The organism is Solimonas sp. K1W22B-7, from assembly GCF_003428335.1.
GTDB lineage: Bacteria > Pseudomonadota > Gammaproteobacteria > Nevskiales > Nevskiaceae > Solimonas_A.
On the sequence record NZ_CP031704.1, the window covers coordinates 4934850 to 4950710 of the forward strand.

Genomic DNA, 15861 nt, shown 5'->3' on the forward strand with positions numbered 1-15861 from the left:
TTAGGCTGCGTCCACCATTTCATCATTCCTGAAGGGAGCAACACCATGAAGCAGATCATCTCCGCCCTGTTCGTCGCCGGCTCGCTGGCCGCCGCCCCTGCCTTCGCCGCCGATGCCAAGCTCGGCGTCAACGCCGGCGTGCAGGTCAACGGCAGCGGCGTCAACGTCAATGCCAACGCCGATGCCGGTGCGCAAGGCGCCGCCGCCGCCAGCGGCCCGACGCTGACCGAGACCCTGGGCGCCAAGGCCGGCGCTGCCAAGGACGCCACCGTCAACGGTGCCGTCGGCGCCAAGGACTATGCCGTCGAGAAGGGCACCGCCGCCAAGGACTACACCAAGGAGAAGGCCGGCGCCGCCGCCGACTACACCGCCGAGAAGGGCAAGGCCGCCGTCGAGGGCAGCAAGAAGCTGGCGAAGAAGGGCAAGGAGAAGACCAAGGCCGGCTACAACAAGACCAAGGAAATCGCCGGCGAAGGCCTGAGCGCCACCGGCAACGTGCTGCACAAGGCCGGCAGCGCCCTGCAGGGCAGCGCCGCCGCCTCCACCGAGGCCAGCGCGGACGCCAGCGGCGCCAGCGTCAAGGTCGAAGCCGGCGCGCAGAAGAAGTAAGCGCGGGCTGCGGTACTCGAAAAGCCCTCCCGGCGCAGGCCGGGAGGGCTTTTTGCTGGAGTAACCCTTGCCCATCACCGTTCGCGCTGAGCCTGTCGAAGCGTGAACGGGCGCACCGGCGGTCAGCTGTCCGCACGCACTTCGACAGGCTCAGTGCGAACGGACTCCCGGCGCCTGGCTTTCACTCCTTCGGAAGCCAGTCCTGCAGCAGCCCCCCGTTCTCCCGCAGCCAGGCCCGCTGCTCGTCATGCCCCGGCATCTGCCGCTCCACCAGGGCCCAGAAGCGCGGCGAGTGGTTGCGGTGGACCAGGTGGCAGAGTTCGTGGACCACGACGTAGCGGAACACCTCGGGCGGCGCCATCAGCAGGCGCCAGGACAGGCAGATCAGCCCGCCCGGATTGCAGCTGCCCCATTGCGTGCGCGGGTCGTTGACCCGCAGCCCGGCAGCCTGCACGCCCAGGCGGCGGCCCTCGTCCTCCAGCAGCTGCTTTGCCTCCTGGCGCGCCCGCTGCAGCAGGCCGCGGCGCAGGATCAGCTCGAGGTGGCGCGGCTGCAGGCCCAGCTGCGGCGCGGCGAACAGCGACACCGATTCCGGCTCGAAGCGCAGCTGCGGCCGCAGGCCGCTGGCCGGCACCAGGCGCAGCGGCAGGCGCCGGCCGTGGAACAGCAGCTCGCCCTGGCCGTCCCAGCGCAGCTCCGGCACCTGCCGCTGGGCCTGGACCTGGCGCAGTTCCGCCAGCTTCTCGCGCACCCAGCCCTCGCGCTCGCGCAGGAAGGCCAGGGCCTGGGCGCGGGCGACCCAGCGCGGATAGACCAGGCGCACCTCGCTGGCCGAGCGCACCTCCACCCGCAGATGGCGCGAGCGCGCACTGCGGCGCTCGACGAGGCGGTAGTCCTCGTTGAACAGCTCGAACTGGGTGCTCGCGGGGGTCTCGGACACTTGTTTATTTTAATCGAACAAAGTGTGATTGCAAAAACTTTCGTCACGCCACTCCTGCTGCGCTGCAGCAGGCCAAAAATCATGTGACAGGCTCGCCGGCCGGTCTTTCACGAAACGGCAAAAAATGCGTCACCACCGTAGCGAAGCCCCGTCCTTGCAGCGTTTGCTGCGGTGCACAGGGCTTTTATCCACAGGCTTATCCCCCTGTCCTGTCGATAAAAATTACTGCTGTTTGTGACAGTTAGCTGGCTTGCAAAACAGTACCTACCCTGATTGGTAGCCCATCTTGGCAAGCAGCCCATCAAGCTCATCCAGCGAATGGAAACCCAGCCGCAACTCGCCCTTGCCGGCACTGTCGGCCTGCACCACCACGGCGCAGGCCAGGTGGTCCGACAGTTCGCGCTCCAGGCGTTGCCAGTCGCTGGGCTTGCCGGGACGGAACACAATCTTGCTGTCGCGTTCCTGGGCGATGCGCTTCTCCAGGCCGCGCACGGTCAGCTTCAGGCGGATGACGTCGTCGGCCCAGCGCATCTGCTCGCTCAGCGGCAGGCCGGCCAGCACCTTGGCGTGGCCCAGCAGGATGTGGCCGCCATTGACCAGGTCCTGCACCGGCTGTGCCAGGTTGAGCAGGCGCAGGTAGTTGCTGACGTACTCGCGCGACTTGCCGATGCGCCGGCCGATCTCCTCGTGCGTCATGCCGTGGATCTCGCCCAGGCGCTTGAGGCCGGAGGCGGCTTCCATCGGCGTCAGGGACTCGCGCTGCAGGTTCTCGATCAGTCCGACGACGAAGGCCTCGTCGTCGGACAGGTCGTCGCGGATCACCGCCGGGATCTCGTGCACCCCGGCCAGCTGCGCGGCGCGCCAGCGGCGTTCGCCGGCCAGCAATTCGTAGCCCCAGACCCGGGTGCGCAGCACGATGGGCTGCACCACGCCCGATTCGCGGATCGACTCCGCCAACTCTTTCAGGGCGTCGGGGTCGAAGTGCCGCCGGGCCTGCTGGCTGCCCGGGCGGATCAGGTCGATCGGGATTTCCTGGATGACGCCGGCGGACCGCTTCTTGCTCATCCGTTTATTGTACGGCTAGGGTCTGTTGGTATGTACCTTGGTCGCTGCGTTGCCGCCCAGAATTGCGCCAAGCCAGGCAGGCGGAGCGCGGTTTGGTGGTTCCAAATTAGCGATGCCTAACGCCGCATGGCGCAATTCTGGGCGCAACCCGGAGGGCCGGGACCATTTTTGCGCCATGCTGCGTTGCTTGTCGCTCGTGTACGTCGAGTACACCACGCTCCTCGCGCCTTGCCTGGCGCAAAAATGATCTCCGGCGCAGCGATCAAGGTACACACCAACAGACCCTTGACCCCGGGCATGGGATAATCCCCCCAAAGTCCAAGGAGAACAACGGCATGGAAGAGCAATTCCGCGCAATCATCGAGGCCATCGGGGAAAACCCGGAACGCGAGGGCCTGCTGCGCACCCCGCACCGCGCCGCCAAGGCCATGGAATTCCTCACCCAGGGCTACGAGCAGGACATCGGCGAGATCGTCAACGGCGCGGTATTCGAGTCGCACAACGACGAAATGGTGATCGTCAAGGACATCGAGCTGTACTCGATGTGCGAGCACCACATGCTGCCCTTCATCGGCCGCGCCCATGTCGCCTACCTGCCGAACGGCAAGGTCATCGGGCTGTCCAAGATTCCGCGGATCGTAGACATGTTCGCCCGGCGCCTGCAGATCCAGGAGAACCTGACCCAGCAGATCGGCCAGTGCCTGCAGGACACCATCGACGCCAAGGGCGTGGGCGTGGTCATCGAGGCGAAACATCTCTGCGCCATGATGCGCGGCGTACAGAAGCAGAATTCCAGCATGGTGACGTCGTTCATGCTGGGCCGCTTCCGCGAGGATCACCGCACCCGCCAGGAATTCCTGGACCTTATCCGGCGTTGAAAAACAGACGCCGGCGTCATAATTAAAAGACAGTTGTATAGCTTGAGCCAAACCGGGCTAAACTGCGTAAATGCGGCATGGCGGCTGTTTCCAGTATCTGGCAGCCGCCCGCCCGACAAGTCCTTGTATTTGAAGGTCTAAAGCCATGTTGAACGGAATGAACCCCGATCTCCCCGCCCAGCAAGAGGTCCTGCGAGCGGTCGAGTCCACGGTGCGCGAGCTGATGCAGAAGCACCGCGACGGCCGCAAGCTGTGGATGCCCAGTGACCTGATGCCGGCCGACGAGCTGGCCGACCCCAATTACGAGGAGGAGCTGAGCTCCCTGCGCGAGCGAGCCCGCGGCCTGCCCGACGGCGTGCGCGTGGCCATCGCCCTCAACCTGCTGACCGAGGAAGGCCTGCCGCACTTCCACCGCCTGGTGGCGGTGTACATGGGCCACCACGGTGCCTGGGCCGAGTGGAACAACCTCTGGACCGCCGAGGAAGACCGCCACGGCTGCGTGCTGCGCGACTACGTGCGCGACGCCCGCGTCTTCAACATGAAGGCGCTGGAAGAGATGCAGTTCCAGTACATCGAGTCCGGCTTCGACCCGGACTGGAAGGACGACCCCTATCGCCTGCTGGCCTATACCAGCCTGCAGGAAAAGGCGACGCAGACCTCGCACGCCAATGCCGGCCGCCTGGCCGGCAACTACGAGCCCAAGCTGCAGAAGATCCTGGCGCACATCTGTGCCGACGAAGCGCGTCACTACGTCTTCTACCGCGACTCCTTCTCCGCCGTGATGAAGCTGGACACCAACCGCGCGCTGCACGCCCTGGCGGCGGTGGCGCCGGCCCTGGCGATGCCCGGCCACAACATCGCCGGCTTCGCGCAGATGTCCGAGGTGGAGCGCCGCGCCGGCATCTACGGCCCGCGCGAATACCTGAAGCTGGTGGAAGAGCTGGTGCGCCACTGGGCCATCGACAAGATGGACGGCCTGTCCGCGATGGGCCGCGCCGCCCAGGACAAGGTGATGGAGCTGCCCAAGCGCCTGGGACGCATGGCCGACTACGTCGAGTCCAAGGCGCACTCGCGCAGCTTCTCGTTCGAGTTCATCTACCAGCGCGCGTTCGAGATGGCAGGCGGGTGAGGCAATGCGCTTTGGCAATGCCTAGATGGCATTGCCTGCATTGCCGAACGCCCGGCCATGGATGGCCGGGCCGGGGGTCAATCAGGTAACAGAGGCCCCGCCATGGACGGCGCCACCGCAGGCGGCTCAGGTGCCGCTTGGCTTTGCTTCCTTGCCGCGAGAGTGTCGACGCCCCCGGCTTTCGCGCGTGCCTCGATACGCCGCTACGCGGCACTCGGCATGAGCGGTTTGTTAGTCGATTTCAGCGTCGAACAGCAAACCCTTTGCTCGACACTTCCTCAGCTTGCCCCCACTCCACCGCTTCCACCCGCGCCGCCGGTGGCCCCCGGTCCAGCCAGGCGCGCAATCCGGCCAATGCTTCCGCAGGCCCCGCCGCCATACCCTCCACCCGGCCATCGGGAAGGTTGCGGACCCAGCCGTCCAGGCCCAGGCTGGTGGCCTTGTCGGCGGTGCTCTGGCGGAAAAACACGCCCTGCACGCGGCCGGACACGATGAAGCGGTAACATTCACGCATAGCCGAAGAACTGGATGGTTTCATGGGCATCATCTCGCAAATCCGCCGTGGTGTGGCTGCAGTGCGCCAGTTGCGCGGCACCCCGCTGCCGGACGGCGAACCGGAGCTGGCGGCTTTCTCCGCCGCGATCCCGGTGGGACCCTCGGGCGCGCCGCTGTGGCAGATCGACGTGCAGATCACCACCGAGCCGCATGCCGACGGCGAGCGCCTGCGCCTGCGCGCGCGCATCCAGACCAACCTGGCCTCGGCACTGAAACCGGCGCTGGGCGCGCCCGCGGTGTTCTCCGACAGCCGCGCGCTGACCGTGGCGGAACGCACCGGCTCGCTGGTGCAGCGCACCGCCAACCGCGTGCTGGCCCTGCCGGCGGTGCGCGCCTTCGCCGAGCCGCTGCTGAGCAACGATTTCAATACCTGGATCGAGATCCAGGCCTCCACCGCCTCGCTCGACGGCGGCGCGCGGGAGCTGATCCCGCAAAGCGACAAGCTGGCGGCGCTGGGCATCCAGCCGCGCCTGGCCGGCGACCAGCCGGTGGCGGAGACCTGGAGCGGCCAGGCCGCCGACGGCTTCGCCCAGGTGTCCCTGCTGCAGATCGACAAGCGCCACCTGCCGCCGGGTCTGGCGCAGCGCATGGGCGACAAGCCCTTCCAGCTGGCGGCGGCGATCGTCAACACGGCACAGCAGAAGTAAAAACATGCCTGGCCACGGATCACGCGGATGAACGCGGATAAAGCACCCTGCGTTCGCTTTGATCCGCGTTCATCCGCGTTCATCCGTGGCAAAAAAGATCTTCTTGCCGTTCCAGCGCTGATGGCCCGCTCCTGATGCAGCGCGCCCGCTCCCGCGAAGTGCTGCACCTGGCGCTGCCGATCATCGGCGGCATGGCCTCGCAGAACCTGCTGAACCTGGCGGACGCCTGGATGGTCGGCGGCCTCGGGCCCGACGCGCTGGCCGCCACCGGCATCTCCAACTTCGTCAACTTCATCGCCTTCGCCTTCATCATGGGGTTTGCCAGCGCGGTGCAGGCGATCGCGGCGCGCCGCGCCGGCGAGGGCCATACCGAGGAGCTGGCGGTGCCGCTCAACGGCGGCCTGCTGCTGTCGCTGGTGATCGGCGTGCCGATGGCGGCACTGCTGATCTGGTTCACGCCGGAAATCCTCGGCGCGCTGAGTAGCGATCCGGCGATCGTGCGCGAGGGCACGCCCTACCTGCAGTGGCGCCTGGTGGCGGTGGCGGCGGTGGGCATGAACTTCGCGTTCCGCGGCTACTGGAGCGCGGTGAAGATGACGCGGCTGTACATGCTGACCCTGGTGGAGATGCATGCGCTCAACATCCTGTTCAGCTACTCGCTGATCTACGGCCACTTCGGCCTGCCGGCGATGGGCACGGCTGGCGCCGGCCTGGGCACCACCCTGGCGACCGTGGCGGGCACCGGCATCTACTTCTTCCTGGCCTCGCGCCATGCCAAACCGCATGGCTTCCTGCAGCGCATGCCGACGCGCGAGCAGCTGCGCAGCCTGATGCGGCTGAGCATTCCCGCCTGCATCCAGCAGCTGCTGTTCTCGGGCGGCTTCCTGGTGCTGTTCTGGATCATCGGCAAGATCGGCACGCAGGAACTGGCAGTGGCCAACGTGCTGATCACGCTGACGCTGACCGCCGTGCTGCCGGCGATGGGTTTCGGCCTGGCCGCCGCGACGCTGTGCGGACAGGCCCTGGGCCGGCGCGATCCGGACGATGCCCAGCGCTGGGCCTGGGACACCTACAGGGTGGCACTCTGGGTGTTCGGCGCGCTGTCGCTGCCGATGCTGCTGTTCCCCGGCCCGGTGCTGGCTTTCTTCCTGCGCGAGCCGGCGCTGGTGGAACTGGGGCGGCTGCCGCTGCAGCTGATGGGCGCCACCATCGCGCTGGATGGCCTGGGCCTGATCATGATGCAGGCGCTGCTCGGCGCCGGCGCGGCCAAGCTAGTGATGAAGGTGGCGGTGGGCCTGCAGTGGCTGGTCTTCCTGCCGCTGGCCTGGCTGCTGGGCCCGGTGCTGGGCCATGGCCTGGTGGCGCTGTGGCTGGCGATGGGCGGCTACCGCCTGCTGCAGGCGCTGATCTTCACGCGGGCGTGGCAGAAGCGGGAGTGGGTGTCGATCCGGGTGTAGGGCGAAGTCTTTCCCGTAGGAGCGGCTGTTAGCCGCGATGGCCGGTTTTCATGATACTCGGCGATCGCGGCTAACAGCCGCTCCTACATCCGCTACCCGAACAATCTTCAGCGGTTCGCTAAAGGAAATGCCGCGCCGCCCACCAGCCCAGCGCGGCGACGGCGGCCATCAGTGCCGCCAGCGCCAGCAGCCCCACCCGCCGCTGCGCCGGCCCGGCCACCACGACGCCGTGGCGCGCCTCCTGCTCGCGCAGGTAGTCCTCCAGCAGGCGCGCATTGATGCGGTTGGCCTTGAAGGCGAAATCGAAGACGTCGCCCAGCAGCGGCACCAGGCCCACCGCGGCGTCCAGGGCGGCGAAACCCGTCATTTTCAGCAGCAGGGGCCGCGGCGCGCCGATCTTCACGCCCTCGTAGACCAGGAAGCCGGACAGCGCCAGGCCGGCGATGTCGCCCACCACCGGCACCAGGCCGATGACCGAATCGAGGCCGAATTTCCAGCCCAGCCCGGGAATGCTGACCGCTTCGTCGAGCAACTTCGACATGCGCTGCAGGCGCTGACGCGAGGCCTGCACCTCCGCCAGAGGGGGCAAAGAGCCGTTCGAGGTAGTGTCCATGGCCCCATTATCGCTAACCTATGGGGTACAACCAGCAAAAAAACAGGATTACCGGGGCCATGCGGGCATTGCTGTACAAACTGATGTTCACGCTCGCGTACTGGGTGTTCCGCCCTTTCAATCGCTATATCCATTACACGACCACGCCGGCGGCGCTGCGCGACAGCCTCAAGCTCGACCCGACCAAGCCGGTGGTCTACATCCTGGCGACGCGCTCCTGGGCCGACCTGTTCGTGCTGGACCGCATCTGCAAGGACCTGGTGCTGCCGCGACCCAACCGCACCGGCTCCAACTTCCCCAGCGTCGACAAGGCCGGCGTGGTCTACCTGCCGGCGTTGCTGGAAACGCGGGTGCGCCCCACCGAGCTGACCCAGCTGATCGAGACCGGCATCGCCACGCAGGACTTCGACGCGCAGCTGGTGCCGGTGTCGGTGTTCTGGGGCCGCGACCCGGGCCGCGAGAAGAGCTGGCTGGAGCTGCTGTTCGCCGACAGCATCCAGGCCGGATCGGTGCGCAAGTTCTTCATCATGATGGCCAACGGCCGCAGCGTGTTCGCCAACTTCGGCCTGCCGCTGGCATTCCGCGAGTTCGTCAACCGCGAGCCGGACGCCACCCGCGCGATCCGCAAGCTGACGCGCACGCTGCACTTCCACTTCCTGCGCGCGCGCACCGCGGCGCTGGGCCCGACCTTGCTGCCGCGACACGTCGTGATCAACGGCCTGATGCAGCGCAAGAACGTGCTGGAGGCGGTGCAGGCCGCGACCAAGGGCGGCGCGATGACGCGCGAGAAGGCGCTGGCGCATGCACGCAAGTGCGCCGACGAGATCGCCGCCGACTACACCAACAACGTCATCGTCTTCATCGAGCGTTTCCTCGGCGCGATCCTGTTCAAGCGCGTGTTCAGCAGCATCGACGTGCGCGGGCTGGAACGCCTGCGCGAATGGGCGCAGCAGGGCTACGAAATCGTCTACATGCCCTCGCACCGCTCGCACGCGGACTACCTGCTGGTGTCGTACACGCTGTACCGCTCGGGCCTGGTCCCGCCGCACATCGCGGCGGGCGTCAACCTCAACTTCTGGCCGGTGGGCGGCCTGCTGCGCGGGGCCGGCGCCTTCTACCTGCGCCGCAGCTTCGCCGGCGACTACATCTACAGCGCGGTGTTCCGCGCCTACGTCGACTCGCTGATCCAGCGCGGCTACGCCATCGAGTTCTTCCCCGAGGGCGGCCGCAGCCGCACCGGCCGCCTGCTGGCGCCCAAGACCGGCATGCTGTCGATGGTGGTGGAAGCCGGCCTGAAGCAGCGCACCCGCAAGGTGGCGCTGGTGCCGGTGTTCATCGGCTACGACAAGTGCTGGGAAGTGGCCAGCTATGCCAAGGAACTCAAGGGCGCCAAGAAGCAGAAGGAATCCGCCGAAGGCCTGCTCAAGGCCGGCAAGATCCTCGGCAAGTCCTACGGCAAGGCCTACATCAGCTTCGGCGAGCCCACCGTGCTGCAGGACTACGCCGACCAGCACCTGCCGGGCTGGCGCGAGTCCTTCGCGCCGGACAAGGACGAACCGCCGCCGCAGTACAAGGCCTTCGTCGGCCAGCTGTCGCTGCACCACATGCGCGAGATCAACGCCTCGGCCGTGGCCAACCCGGTGGGCCTGGCCGCGGTGGCGCTGCTGGCCTCGCCGCAGCGCGCGGTGTCGGAGGACGAGTTCGTCGAGCAGATCGGCCACCTGGTGTGGCTGCTCAAGGCGCACCCGGACAGCGCCAACCTCTACATCCCCGAGGTGGCGCCCAAGGCCATCGTCGAGGCCAGCGCGCCGATCGCGCGCATCCTGCGCATCCCGCACAAGTGGGGCGACCTGCATGCGATCACCGACAACGACGCCGTCGCGCTGACCTACAACCGCAACAACATCCAGCACCTGTTCGCGATCCCGTCGATGATCGCCAACCAGTTCCGCACGCGCATGCTGCTGCCTGAAGACCTGATCGTGCTGGGCGTGCGCGCGCTCTATCCCTTCCTGCGCACCGAGTTCTTCCTGCGCTGGCAGCCCGACGAAGTGGAGCACGTGACGCGCCGCTGGCTCGAGGTGATGACCCAGCTGGGCCTGCTGAGCCGCGAGGGCGACCGCCTGCAGCGCCCCGACGTCACCAGCCCGGCGTTCTCGACGCTGGCCATGCTGGGCCGCGTCATGGGCGAGACCCTGGAGCGCTATTGCATCACCGCCCTGCTGCTGGCGGAGGAACGCCGTACCCAGCAGACCCTCAAGCGCGAGCGCTTCGAGGAGGACTGCCGCCTGATCGCCGAGCGCATGGCCATCCTCACCGGCCGCGACGCCCCGGAGTTCTTCGACAAGGCCCTGTTCCGCGGCTACCTGAACACCCTGATCGAGGTCGGCCTGGTGGTGGAAACCGGCGACCGCGGCCTGGCGGTGGATGCCCGCATCGAGCGCATCGCCGAGCGGTCCCTGGAAATGCTGTCGGACGAGACCCGGCAGATGCTGCTGCAGCTGCTGTCCCGGCGGAAACTGGCCGAATCGGGGGGCGGGGCGGCCAAAGAAGCGGACAAGGAACCCACTCCACCCGGCACGGTCTGACAGGGGTCCCGAGGGGGCCCCTGGCCCCTTCGGCGCTGACGTTAGACGTACCGGATGGACTCGCTATAATCCGGGTCGCCCGGGGGCATTCGCCCCCTTTTTTCATACCTACGAGATTCCTATGCAGAAGAAAATGCTGGTTCTGGCCGCGGTCGCCGCGTCCAGCCTGTTCGTAGCCTGCGCCAAGAAGGAAGGCGCCACTGCCGAAGGCGCAACCGCGGCCGCCGGCGAGCTGACCACGGATGCCCAGAAGTTCGGCTATTCCATCGGCGTGGACCTGGGCAAGTCCCTGGCACCGGTCAAGGCCGACGTCGACGTCGAATCCCTCAAGGCCGGCCTGGATGACGCCGTCTCCGGCAAGACGCCGAAGCTGGACGACAAGCAGCGCGAAGAGGTCAAGATGACCGTCGCCAAGAAGCTGCAGGAGAAGCAGGTCGCCGAGCGCGAGAAGCAGGCCGGCAAGGCCAAGACCGACGGCGAGAAGTTCCTGGCCGAGAACGGCAAGAAGGCCGGCGTGAAGACCACCGCCTCGGGCCTGCAGTACGAAGTGCTGACCGAGGGCAAGGGCGCCCACCCGAAGGCTTCCGACACCGTCACCGTGCACTACAAGGGCACGCTGCTGAACGGCGAAGAGTTCGACAGCTCCTACTCGCGCAACCAGCCGGTCACCTTCCCGCTGGGCAACGTGATCCCGGGCTGGACCGAGGGCGTGCAGCTGATGACCCCGGGCTCGAAGTACAAGTTCTACATCCCGTCGGCCCTGGGCTACGGCGAGCGTGGCGCGGGCGTCAAGATCGGCCCCAACGAAACGCTGGTGTTCGAAGTGGAGCTGCTGTCGGTCGGCGAAGAGAAGAAGTAAGTCCTTCGCTCGCGACACAAGAAGGCCGGCGCAAGCCGGCCTTCTTGTTGCCCGCCATCCGGGGCCGGAAAACAGAAGGCCGGCATGACGCCGGCCGGGTACTGCCTGCGGTTCGGGCAAGCCCGGCGTCAGGGGGTCTTTTCGCAGTCGCGGTCGGCCAGTTCCTGGGCCTGCTTCTTTGATTGGTCGTAGCGCTCCACGGTCCAGCGCTCCATCTTGCCGGTCTCGGCGTTGACCGAGCCGATGCGGGTGGGCGCGTTCTCCGACAGGAACGCCAGGTCCTTGCGCGCCAGGTCGCAGCTGTCCTGCTTCTGCTTCTTCTGCGCGGCCTCGGCGGCGGCCTTCTGGTCTTCGCCGGCCTTGACCTCGCGCCGCTTGTCGAGCTCGGCGGCGAATTCGCTCATGCCCGAGTTGCCGCCGGCCGAGGGAGGCATCACGCGTGGCGTGACCTTTTCCACCTTGCCGCTGGCAGGCGGTGTCTGGCTGTAGTGCACACGGCCGTCGGCGTCCACCGTACGGTAGACCTGGGCGGCGGCGAGGCCGGGCAGGGCCAGCAGCAAGGGCAGCAGCAGGGCATGTTTCTTCATGTCCTGCAGCTTAGCGCAAAAGCAAAACGCCGCCCCAGGGCCTGTCATCCCTTCCCTGGTCGCTGCGATGCCCCCGTATTTGCCGCCAGGCAAGGCGCGAGAAGGGCGCTTATCGGGAATAAGTGACCGACGAGCAACACAGCATGGCGGCAAAGACGGGGGCACCCGAAGGGCGGGGCCGCCTGGGCGCAGGGCGTCGCCCCGAGTCGCTGATGTACGTTGAGTACACGGCGCGCCCCGGGGCATAGCCCTGCACCCAGGCGGCCTCCGTCGCAGCGACCAGGGAAGGGATGACAGGCCCCAGGGGCGGCGTTTCGGGACAGACGGGGTTGCCGGGCCTACTTGGTGGCCTGGCGCTGCACGTTGGCCGGGTCGAAGTAGGACGGGTCGAAGACCTGCTCGTAGGACTCCTCGTCCTCGTTGTTCATGGCCTGGACCAGGTAGCGACCGCTCTGCAGGTCGTAGATGGTCTCCATCACCGAGGACTGGAAGGTCTTGTTGTAGGCCTGCACCGGGTGGGCTTCCTGCCAGCGCCACAGCTCGCCGCGGCGGTCGTAGATGTCCACCAGCGAGATCTGCCAGCTGTCCTCGTCCAGGAAGAACACGCGCTTGGCGTAGATGTGCGAGGTCCCCGGCTTGAGCGTGCCTTCCACCACCCAGACGCGGTGCGCCTCGTAGCGCGGCAGGTCCTGGTTGATGTGGCCGCGCTTGAGGATGTCCTTGTACTTGTACTTGTCGCTGTGCACGACGTAGGAGTTGTACGGGACGATCATTTCCTTCTTGCCGACGATCTTCCAGGTGTAGCGGTCGGTGGCGCCGTTGAAGGTGTCGGTCTGGTCGTTGGTGCGCAGGTTGTCGGCGCCCGTGCCCGGGTTGTCGTAGCCGACGTTCGGGGCGCGGCGCAGGCGGCGCTGGCCGGGGTTGTACTGCCAGGCGCGGCGCGGTTCCTTGACCTGGTCCATGGTCTCGTGGACCAGGGTGATCTGGCCAGCCAGGCGCGGCGGCTGCGCCACCACCTGCAGGAAGTAGATGACGACGTTCTGCAGCGAGTCGGGCGTGACGCCCTTCTGTGCATAGGTGAAGCGCACGTCCTCGCGGATCTTCACCATGTTGAAGTCACCGCTGGTGGTGACGGCCGCCTGGTTGTTCCAGCGGCGTCCGCCGGGGCCGCGATAGCGCACCTTGTGGTTCCACACCGGCTCGACGCCGGTCTTGGGAATCGGGAAGGGGATGCCGGTGATGGTGTTGACCATGGCCTCGCCGCCGCCGCCGAGGTCGCCCTTCAGGGCGTTCTGGTAGGTGGCCTCGTTGACGAAGTCGGGGAAGGCCGCGGTACGGCGCGTCGGGTAGACGTTGAGCTTGTAGCTGTCGCCGAACTTGGTGAACATCGCCAGCTGGCCGGCGCTGAGCTTGTCCTTGTACTGCGCGACGTTCTTGCCGGTGATGGTGTAGAGCGGCTTGTCGCCCGGGAACGGGTCGCAGAGGCGCGTGCCCTCGCCCTTGTAGCAGGACGGGATGGTGGTGAGGCCACCGTCCCAGGCCGGGATGCTGCCGTCCTTGTTGGCCGCGCGCTCGCCGCCCATGGGCGTCAGCGTCGACTTGAGCTTGTCGGCCTCGGCCTGGCTGACCTTGGCAACGGCCGGCAGGGCTGCCAGCGTCAACGCCAGGGCAATGCAGGTTCTGATTTTCATTCGGGAACTCCTCAAGGTCGTCTCTCTCGCGTGGCGAACGATAGTGCAGAAGCGGTACGCGTTCCAGACGGCAATCGGGCCAGTTCGCTTAGCCCGACAACGGCTTGCGCAGTCGCAGGCCGTCCGCTCCATCTTCATAGTAGCTGCGCAGTGTCGCAGTCTCGGCATAGCCGAGCCGCCGATAGAGTGCCCGTGCCGGGGCATTGTCTGCACGCACTTCCAGCGACATTAGGGCCTTTTTACCAAGCCGGGCAAGCCGCTCGGCGGCTGCGACCAGCCGGCCGGCAATGCCCCGCCCGCGCGCGGCCGGATCGACCACCACCGAGTAGATCCGTGCCACGCCGCTGTTGCGCCGCGTCAGCAGCACCAGGGAGCCCAAGCTGACGCCGCCGTCACGCGCCACCCAGATCGCGGCACTGGGCACCGCCAGCAGGCGCCGCATCGAGCGCTCCGACATGCGGTCGCCGGGGAAATGCCGCTCCAGCGCCAGCAGGGCCGGAATGTCGCCGGCGGCGGCCCGGCGCACCTGGAGGGTTCCCATGGCTAGCGCACCGGGTCGCGGGCGCGCGACTCCAGCCGCTTGACGAAGTACTCCATGATGCGGCGGTACAGCAGCTCCTTCAGCACCAGGTCCTCGACGCCGAAGTCGACGTTGGGGTTGTCGTTGACCTCGATCACCTTGACGACCTTGCCGAACTGCTTCAGATCGACGCCGTAGAGGCCGTTGCCGACCGCGCGGGCGGCATCGACCGCGATCTTCAGCACCTGCGCCGGCACGTCCTTGACGTCGACCGTCTCGTGGTTGCCTTCCTGCTTGGCGCCCTTGTCGTTGCGCTTGACCACCTGCCAGTGGCCCTCGGCCATGTAGTAGCGGCAGGCGTAGAGCGGCACGCCGTCGAGCACGCCGACGCGCCAGTCGTACTCGGTGGGCTCGAAGGACTGGCCGATGATGATGTCCGAACGCTCCAGCATGTCGCGCGTCTGGCGCTTGAAATCGGCCTCGCTCTCGACCTTGATCACGCCCTTGGAGAACTGCGAGTCCGGCTGCTTGAGGACGCAGGGGAAGCCCAGTTCGCGAGCGGCCGCGGCGATGTTGCCGCGGTGCAGCAGCAGGGTCTTGGGCTGCGGGATGCGGTGGCGCTCCATCAGCTGCGCCAGGAACACCTTGTTGGCGGCACGCAGGATCGATACCGGGTCGTCGACCACCACCAGGCCTTCGCGCGCCGCACGGCGCGCGAAACGGTAGGTGTGGTGGTTGACCGCGGTGGTTTCGCGGATGAACAGGGCGTCGAACTCGGCGACGTGGCCGTAGTCGCTCTTGTCGATGAACTCGACGTCGAAGCCCTGCTCCTCGGCGGCCTTCTCGAAGGCCTTGAGCGCGCGGGCGTTGGACGGCGGCTCTTTCTCCTCGTCGTTGACCAGGATCGCCAGGTCGTAGCGCGAGGAGTCGCGCTTGGTGCGCGGGTGGCGGCGCTTCATGAAGAAGTAGTCGCGCGCCGCCTCGTAGAGGAACTCGTGGTGCGCCGCCGGCACCTCGCCCAGGGCGATGGGGCCGAGGGTCTCGACGCGCCACTCGTCGCCGCGGTAGACGAACTTGGCCTGCACCAGGGGCGCAGGAAACAGGTTGAACAGCGCCCGCGCCAGCCGCTCATGGCGCTTGGCGATGGAGCGCCCGAAATAGACGTTGAGGATGTACTCGGCCGAGCCGATGCGCGCCAGCGAATGCTGGATCAGCTCCTCGATCTCGTCGTTGAGCACCGACGGGCTTTCGGCCAGCTTCAGGTCCTGGATCGTGGTGATCTCGGGCAGCGGCTTGTGGCCGCGCGCGCTGGCCAGCAGCGAGACGTAGTAGCCGGTGGTCTGGTAGCTGAAGGAGCGGCAGAGGTTGTAGATGCGCGAGCGCTTGGCGCGCGTCATCGACTCGTCGGTCAGGTAATCCCAGGCCGTGACGACCTCGATCCCGGGAATATTCGCCGGCCAGTCCGCACGCTGGTCCACCACGACGATGCCGCTCATGACGCCAGGCCTCGCGCACGAGGTCTCATGCGGCTACCGTGACCGTGGCAACAGGTTCAGACCCGGCTTGCGGGCCCTGGGAATCTTGGGGCATTTGGGAGGCGGTCAGACGGGAACTGGGAGGAAAAAACCGCGCTGCCATCCTAGCATGTGAAAGCCGGCGCGAAAGGCGGCGTACACTTTGGCGGCGGGAACGGCGCTGTGATTATTTATCATTAAATGATTTT

Annotated in this window: 15 protein-coding genes; 7 read left to right on the plus strand and 8 right to left on the minus strand. The window is 66.9% G+C overall.

Annotated features, from left to right (window positions below; all coding sequences use genetic code 11):
- Window positions 1–45: 45 nt before the first annotated feature.
- Entirely contained in the window at window positions 46–609 is a 564-nt protein-coding gene (locus tag D0B54_RS22095) for a hypothetical protein (RefSeq protein WP_117294215.1), read from the plus strand.
- 181 nt (window positions 610–790) lie between these two features.
- Here the strand turns inward: D0B54_RS22095 and D0B54_RS22100 are convergent, their stop codons facing one another.
- Entirely contained in the window at window positions 791–1549 is a 759-nt protein-coding gene (locus tag D0B54_RS22100; RefSeq protein ID WP_117294217.1) for a M48 family metallopeptidase, read from the minus strand.
- A gap of 264 nt (window positions 1550–1813) precedes the next feature.
- Window positions 1814–2614 carry a ParB/RepB/Spo0J family partition protein gene (locus D0B54_RS22105; RefSeq protein WP_117294219.1) on the minus strand — a complete coding sequence of 267 codons (801 nt, stop codon included), beginning with the start codon at window positions 2612–2614 and terminating at the stop codon, window positions 1814–1816.
- A 335-nt stretch (window positions 2615–2949) separates the two neighbouring features.
- On the opposite strand from D0B54_RS22105, the gene folE reads away from it, so the two are divergent.
- Together folE and D0B54_RS22120 are read left to right on the plus strand one after the other, a co-directional pair.
- Entirely contained in the window at window positions 2950–3492 is a 543-nt protein-coding gene (folE, locus tag D0B54_RS22115; RefSeq protein WP_117294223.1) for a GTP cyclohydrolase I FolE, read from the plus strand.
- Window positions 3493–3649: 157 nt separating this feature from the next.
- On the plus strand, window positions 3650–4621 hold the full coding sequence (locus D0B54_RS22120) for an acyl-ACP desaturase (RefSeq protein ID WP_240433494.1): 972 nt from the start codon (window positions 3650–3652) through the stop codon (window positions 4619–4621).
- Between the two features lie 241 nt (window positions 4622–4862).
- Here the strand turns inward: D0B54_RS22120 and D0B54_RS22125 are convergent, their stop codons facing one another.
- The gene (locus tag D0B54_RS22125) at window positions 4863–5159 is read right to left on the minus strand and encodes an acylphosphatase (RefSeq protein ID WP_240433495.1); all 297 of its coding nucleotides are present in this window, start codon (window positions 5157–5159) and stop codon (window positions 4863–4865) included.
- On the opposite strand from D0B54_RS22125, the gene D0B54_RS22130 reads away from it, so the two are divergent.
- Both D0B54_RS22130 and D0B54_RS22135 read left to right on the plus strand, forming a co-directional pair.
- Window positions 5158–5823 (plus strand): hypothetical protein, encoded by a 666-nt coding sequence (locus D0B54_RS22130; RefSeq protein ID WP_117294229.1) that lies wholly within the window; start codon window positions 5158–5160, stop codon window positions 5821–5823. The genes D0B54_RS22125 and D0B54_RS22130 overlap by 2 nt on opposite strands.
- Window positions 5824–5957: 134 nt before the next feature.
- The gene (locus D0B54_RS22135; protein ID WP_205527209.1) at window positions 5958–7280 is read left to right on the plus strand and encodes an MATE family efflux transporter; all 1323 of its coding nucleotides are present in this window, start codon (window positions 5958–5960) and stop codon (window positions 7278–7280) included.
- A 118-nt stretch (window positions 7281–7398) separates the two neighbouring features.
- On the opposite strand, the gene D0B54_RS22140 is transcribed toward D0B54_RS22135, so the two are convergent.
- Window positions 7399–7893 carry a DUF4112 domain-containing protein gene (locus D0B54_RS22140; protein ID WP_117294233.1) on the minus strand — a complete coding sequence of 165 codons (495 nt, stop codon included), beginning with the start codon at window positions 7891–7893 and terminating at the stop codon, window positions 7399–7401.
- A 59-nt stretch (window positions 7894–7952) separates the two neighbouring features.
- Here D0B54_RS22140 and plsB point away from each other — a divergent pair, with 59 nt between their 5' ends.
- Together plsB and D0B54_RS22150 are read left to right on the plus strand one after the other, a co-directional pair.
- A complete protein-coding gene (gene plsB, locus D0B54_RS22145) occupies window positions 7953–10481 on the plus strand; it encodes a glycerol-3-phosphate 1-O-acyltransferase PlsB (protein ID WP_117294235.1) in 2529 nt (842 codons plus the stop codon).
- A gap of 121 nt (window positions 10482–10602) precedes the next feature.
- On the plus strand, window positions 10603–11340 hold the full coding sequence (locus tag D0B54_RS22150; RefSeq protein ID WP_117294237.1) for an FKBP-type peptidyl-prolyl cis-trans isomerase: 738 nt from the start codon (window positions 10603–10605) through the stop codon (window positions 11338–11340).
- 128 nt (window positions 11341–11468) lie between these two features.
- Here D0B54_RS22150 and D0B54_RS22155 read toward each other — a convergent pair whose 3' ends face one another.
- The 4 genes from D0B54_RS22155 to D0B54_RS22170 form a co-directional block, all read right to left on the minus strand.
- Window positions 11469–11927, minus strand: coding sequence for a DUF4124 domain-containing protein (locus tag D0B54_RS22155; RefSeq protein WP_162932630.1), 459 nt, complete (start codon window positions 11925–11927; stop codon window positions 11469–11471).
- A 338-nt stretch (window positions 11928–12265) separates the two neighbouring features.
- Complete coding sequence (locus tag D0B54_RS22160) at window positions 12266–13618, minus strand: DUF1329 domain-containing protein (RefSeq protein ID WP_205527210.1); 1353 nt, start codon at window positions 13616–13618, stop codon at window positions 12266–12268.
- An 88-nt stretch (window positions 13619–13706) separates the two neighbouring features.
- Window positions 13707–14159, minus strand: coding sequence for a GNAT family N-acetyltransferase (locus D0B54_RS22165; protein ID WP_117294243.1), 453 nt, complete (start codon window positions 14157–14159; stop codon window positions 13707–13709).
- 2 nt (window positions 14160–14161) lie between these two features.
- Complete coding sequence (locus D0B54_RS22170; protein ID WP_117294245.1) at window positions 14162–15634, minus strand: RimK family protein; 1473 nt, start codon at window positions 15632–15634, stop codon at window positions 14162–14164.
- Between the last annotated feature and the right edge of the window lie 227 nt (window positions 15635–15861).

Excerpts from the sequence above, each read along its gene's own strand:
- D0B54_RS22095 (WP_117294215.1), top strand. The coding sequence starts at position 46 with ATGAAGCAGATCATCTCCGCCCTGTTCGTCGCCGGCTCGCTGGCCGCC.
- D0B54_RS22105 (WP_117294219.1), bottom strand. The coding sequence starts at position 2,614 with ATGAGCAAGAAGCGGTCCGCCGGCGTCATCCAGGAAATCCCGATCGAC.
- folE (WP_117294223.1), top strand. The coding sequence starts at position 2,950 with ATGGAAGAGCAATTCCGCGCAATCATCGAGGCCATCGGGGAAAACCCG.
- D0B54_RS22120 (WP_240433494.1), top strand. The coding sequence starts at position 3,650 with ATGAACCCCGATCTCCCCGCCCAGCAAGAGGTCCTGCGAGCGGTCGAG.
- D0B54_RS22130 (WP_117294229.1), top strand. The coding sequence starts at position 5,158 with ATGGGCATCATCTCGCAAATCCGCCGTGGTGTGGCTGCAGTGCGCCAG.
- D0B54_RS22125 (WP_240433495.1), bottom strand. The coding sequence starts at position 5,159 with ATGAAACCATCCAGTTCTTCGGCTATGCGTGAATGTTACCGCTTCATC.
- D0B54_RS22135 (WP_205527209.1), top strand. The coding sequence starts at position 5,958 with ATGCAGCGCGCCCGCTCCCGCGAAGTGCTGCACCTGGCGCTGCCGATC.
- D0B54_RS22140 (WP_117294233.1), bottom strand. The coding sequence starts at position 7,893 with ATGGACACTACCTCGAACGGCTCTTTGCCCCCTCTGGCGGAGGTGCAG.
- plsB (WP_117294235.1), top strand. The coding sequence starts at position 7,953 with ATGCGGGCATTGCTGTACAAACTGATGTTCACGCTCGCGTACTGGGTG.
- D0B54_RS22150 (WP_117294237.1), top strand. The coding sequence starts at position 10,603 with ATGCAGAAGAAAATGCTGGTTCTGGCCGCGGTCGCCGCGTCCAGCCTG.
- D0B54_RS22155 (WP_162932630.1), bottom strand. The coding sequence starts at position 11,927 with ATGAAGAAACATGCCCTGCTGCTGCCCTTGCTGCTGGCCCTGCCCGGC.
- D0B54_RS22160 (WP_205527210.1), bottom strand. The coding sequence starts at position 13,618 with ATGAAAATCAGAACCTGCATTGCCCTGGCGTTGACGCTGGCAGCCCTG.
- D0B54_RS22165 (WP_117294243.1), bottom strand. The coding sequence starts at position 14,159 with ATGGGAACCCTCCAGGTGCGCCGGGCCGCCGCCGGCGACATTCCGGCC.
- D0B54_RS22170 (WP_117294245.1), bottom strand. The coding sequence starts at position 15,634 with ATGAGCGGCATCGTCGTGGTGGACCAGCGTGCGGACTGGCCGGCGAAT.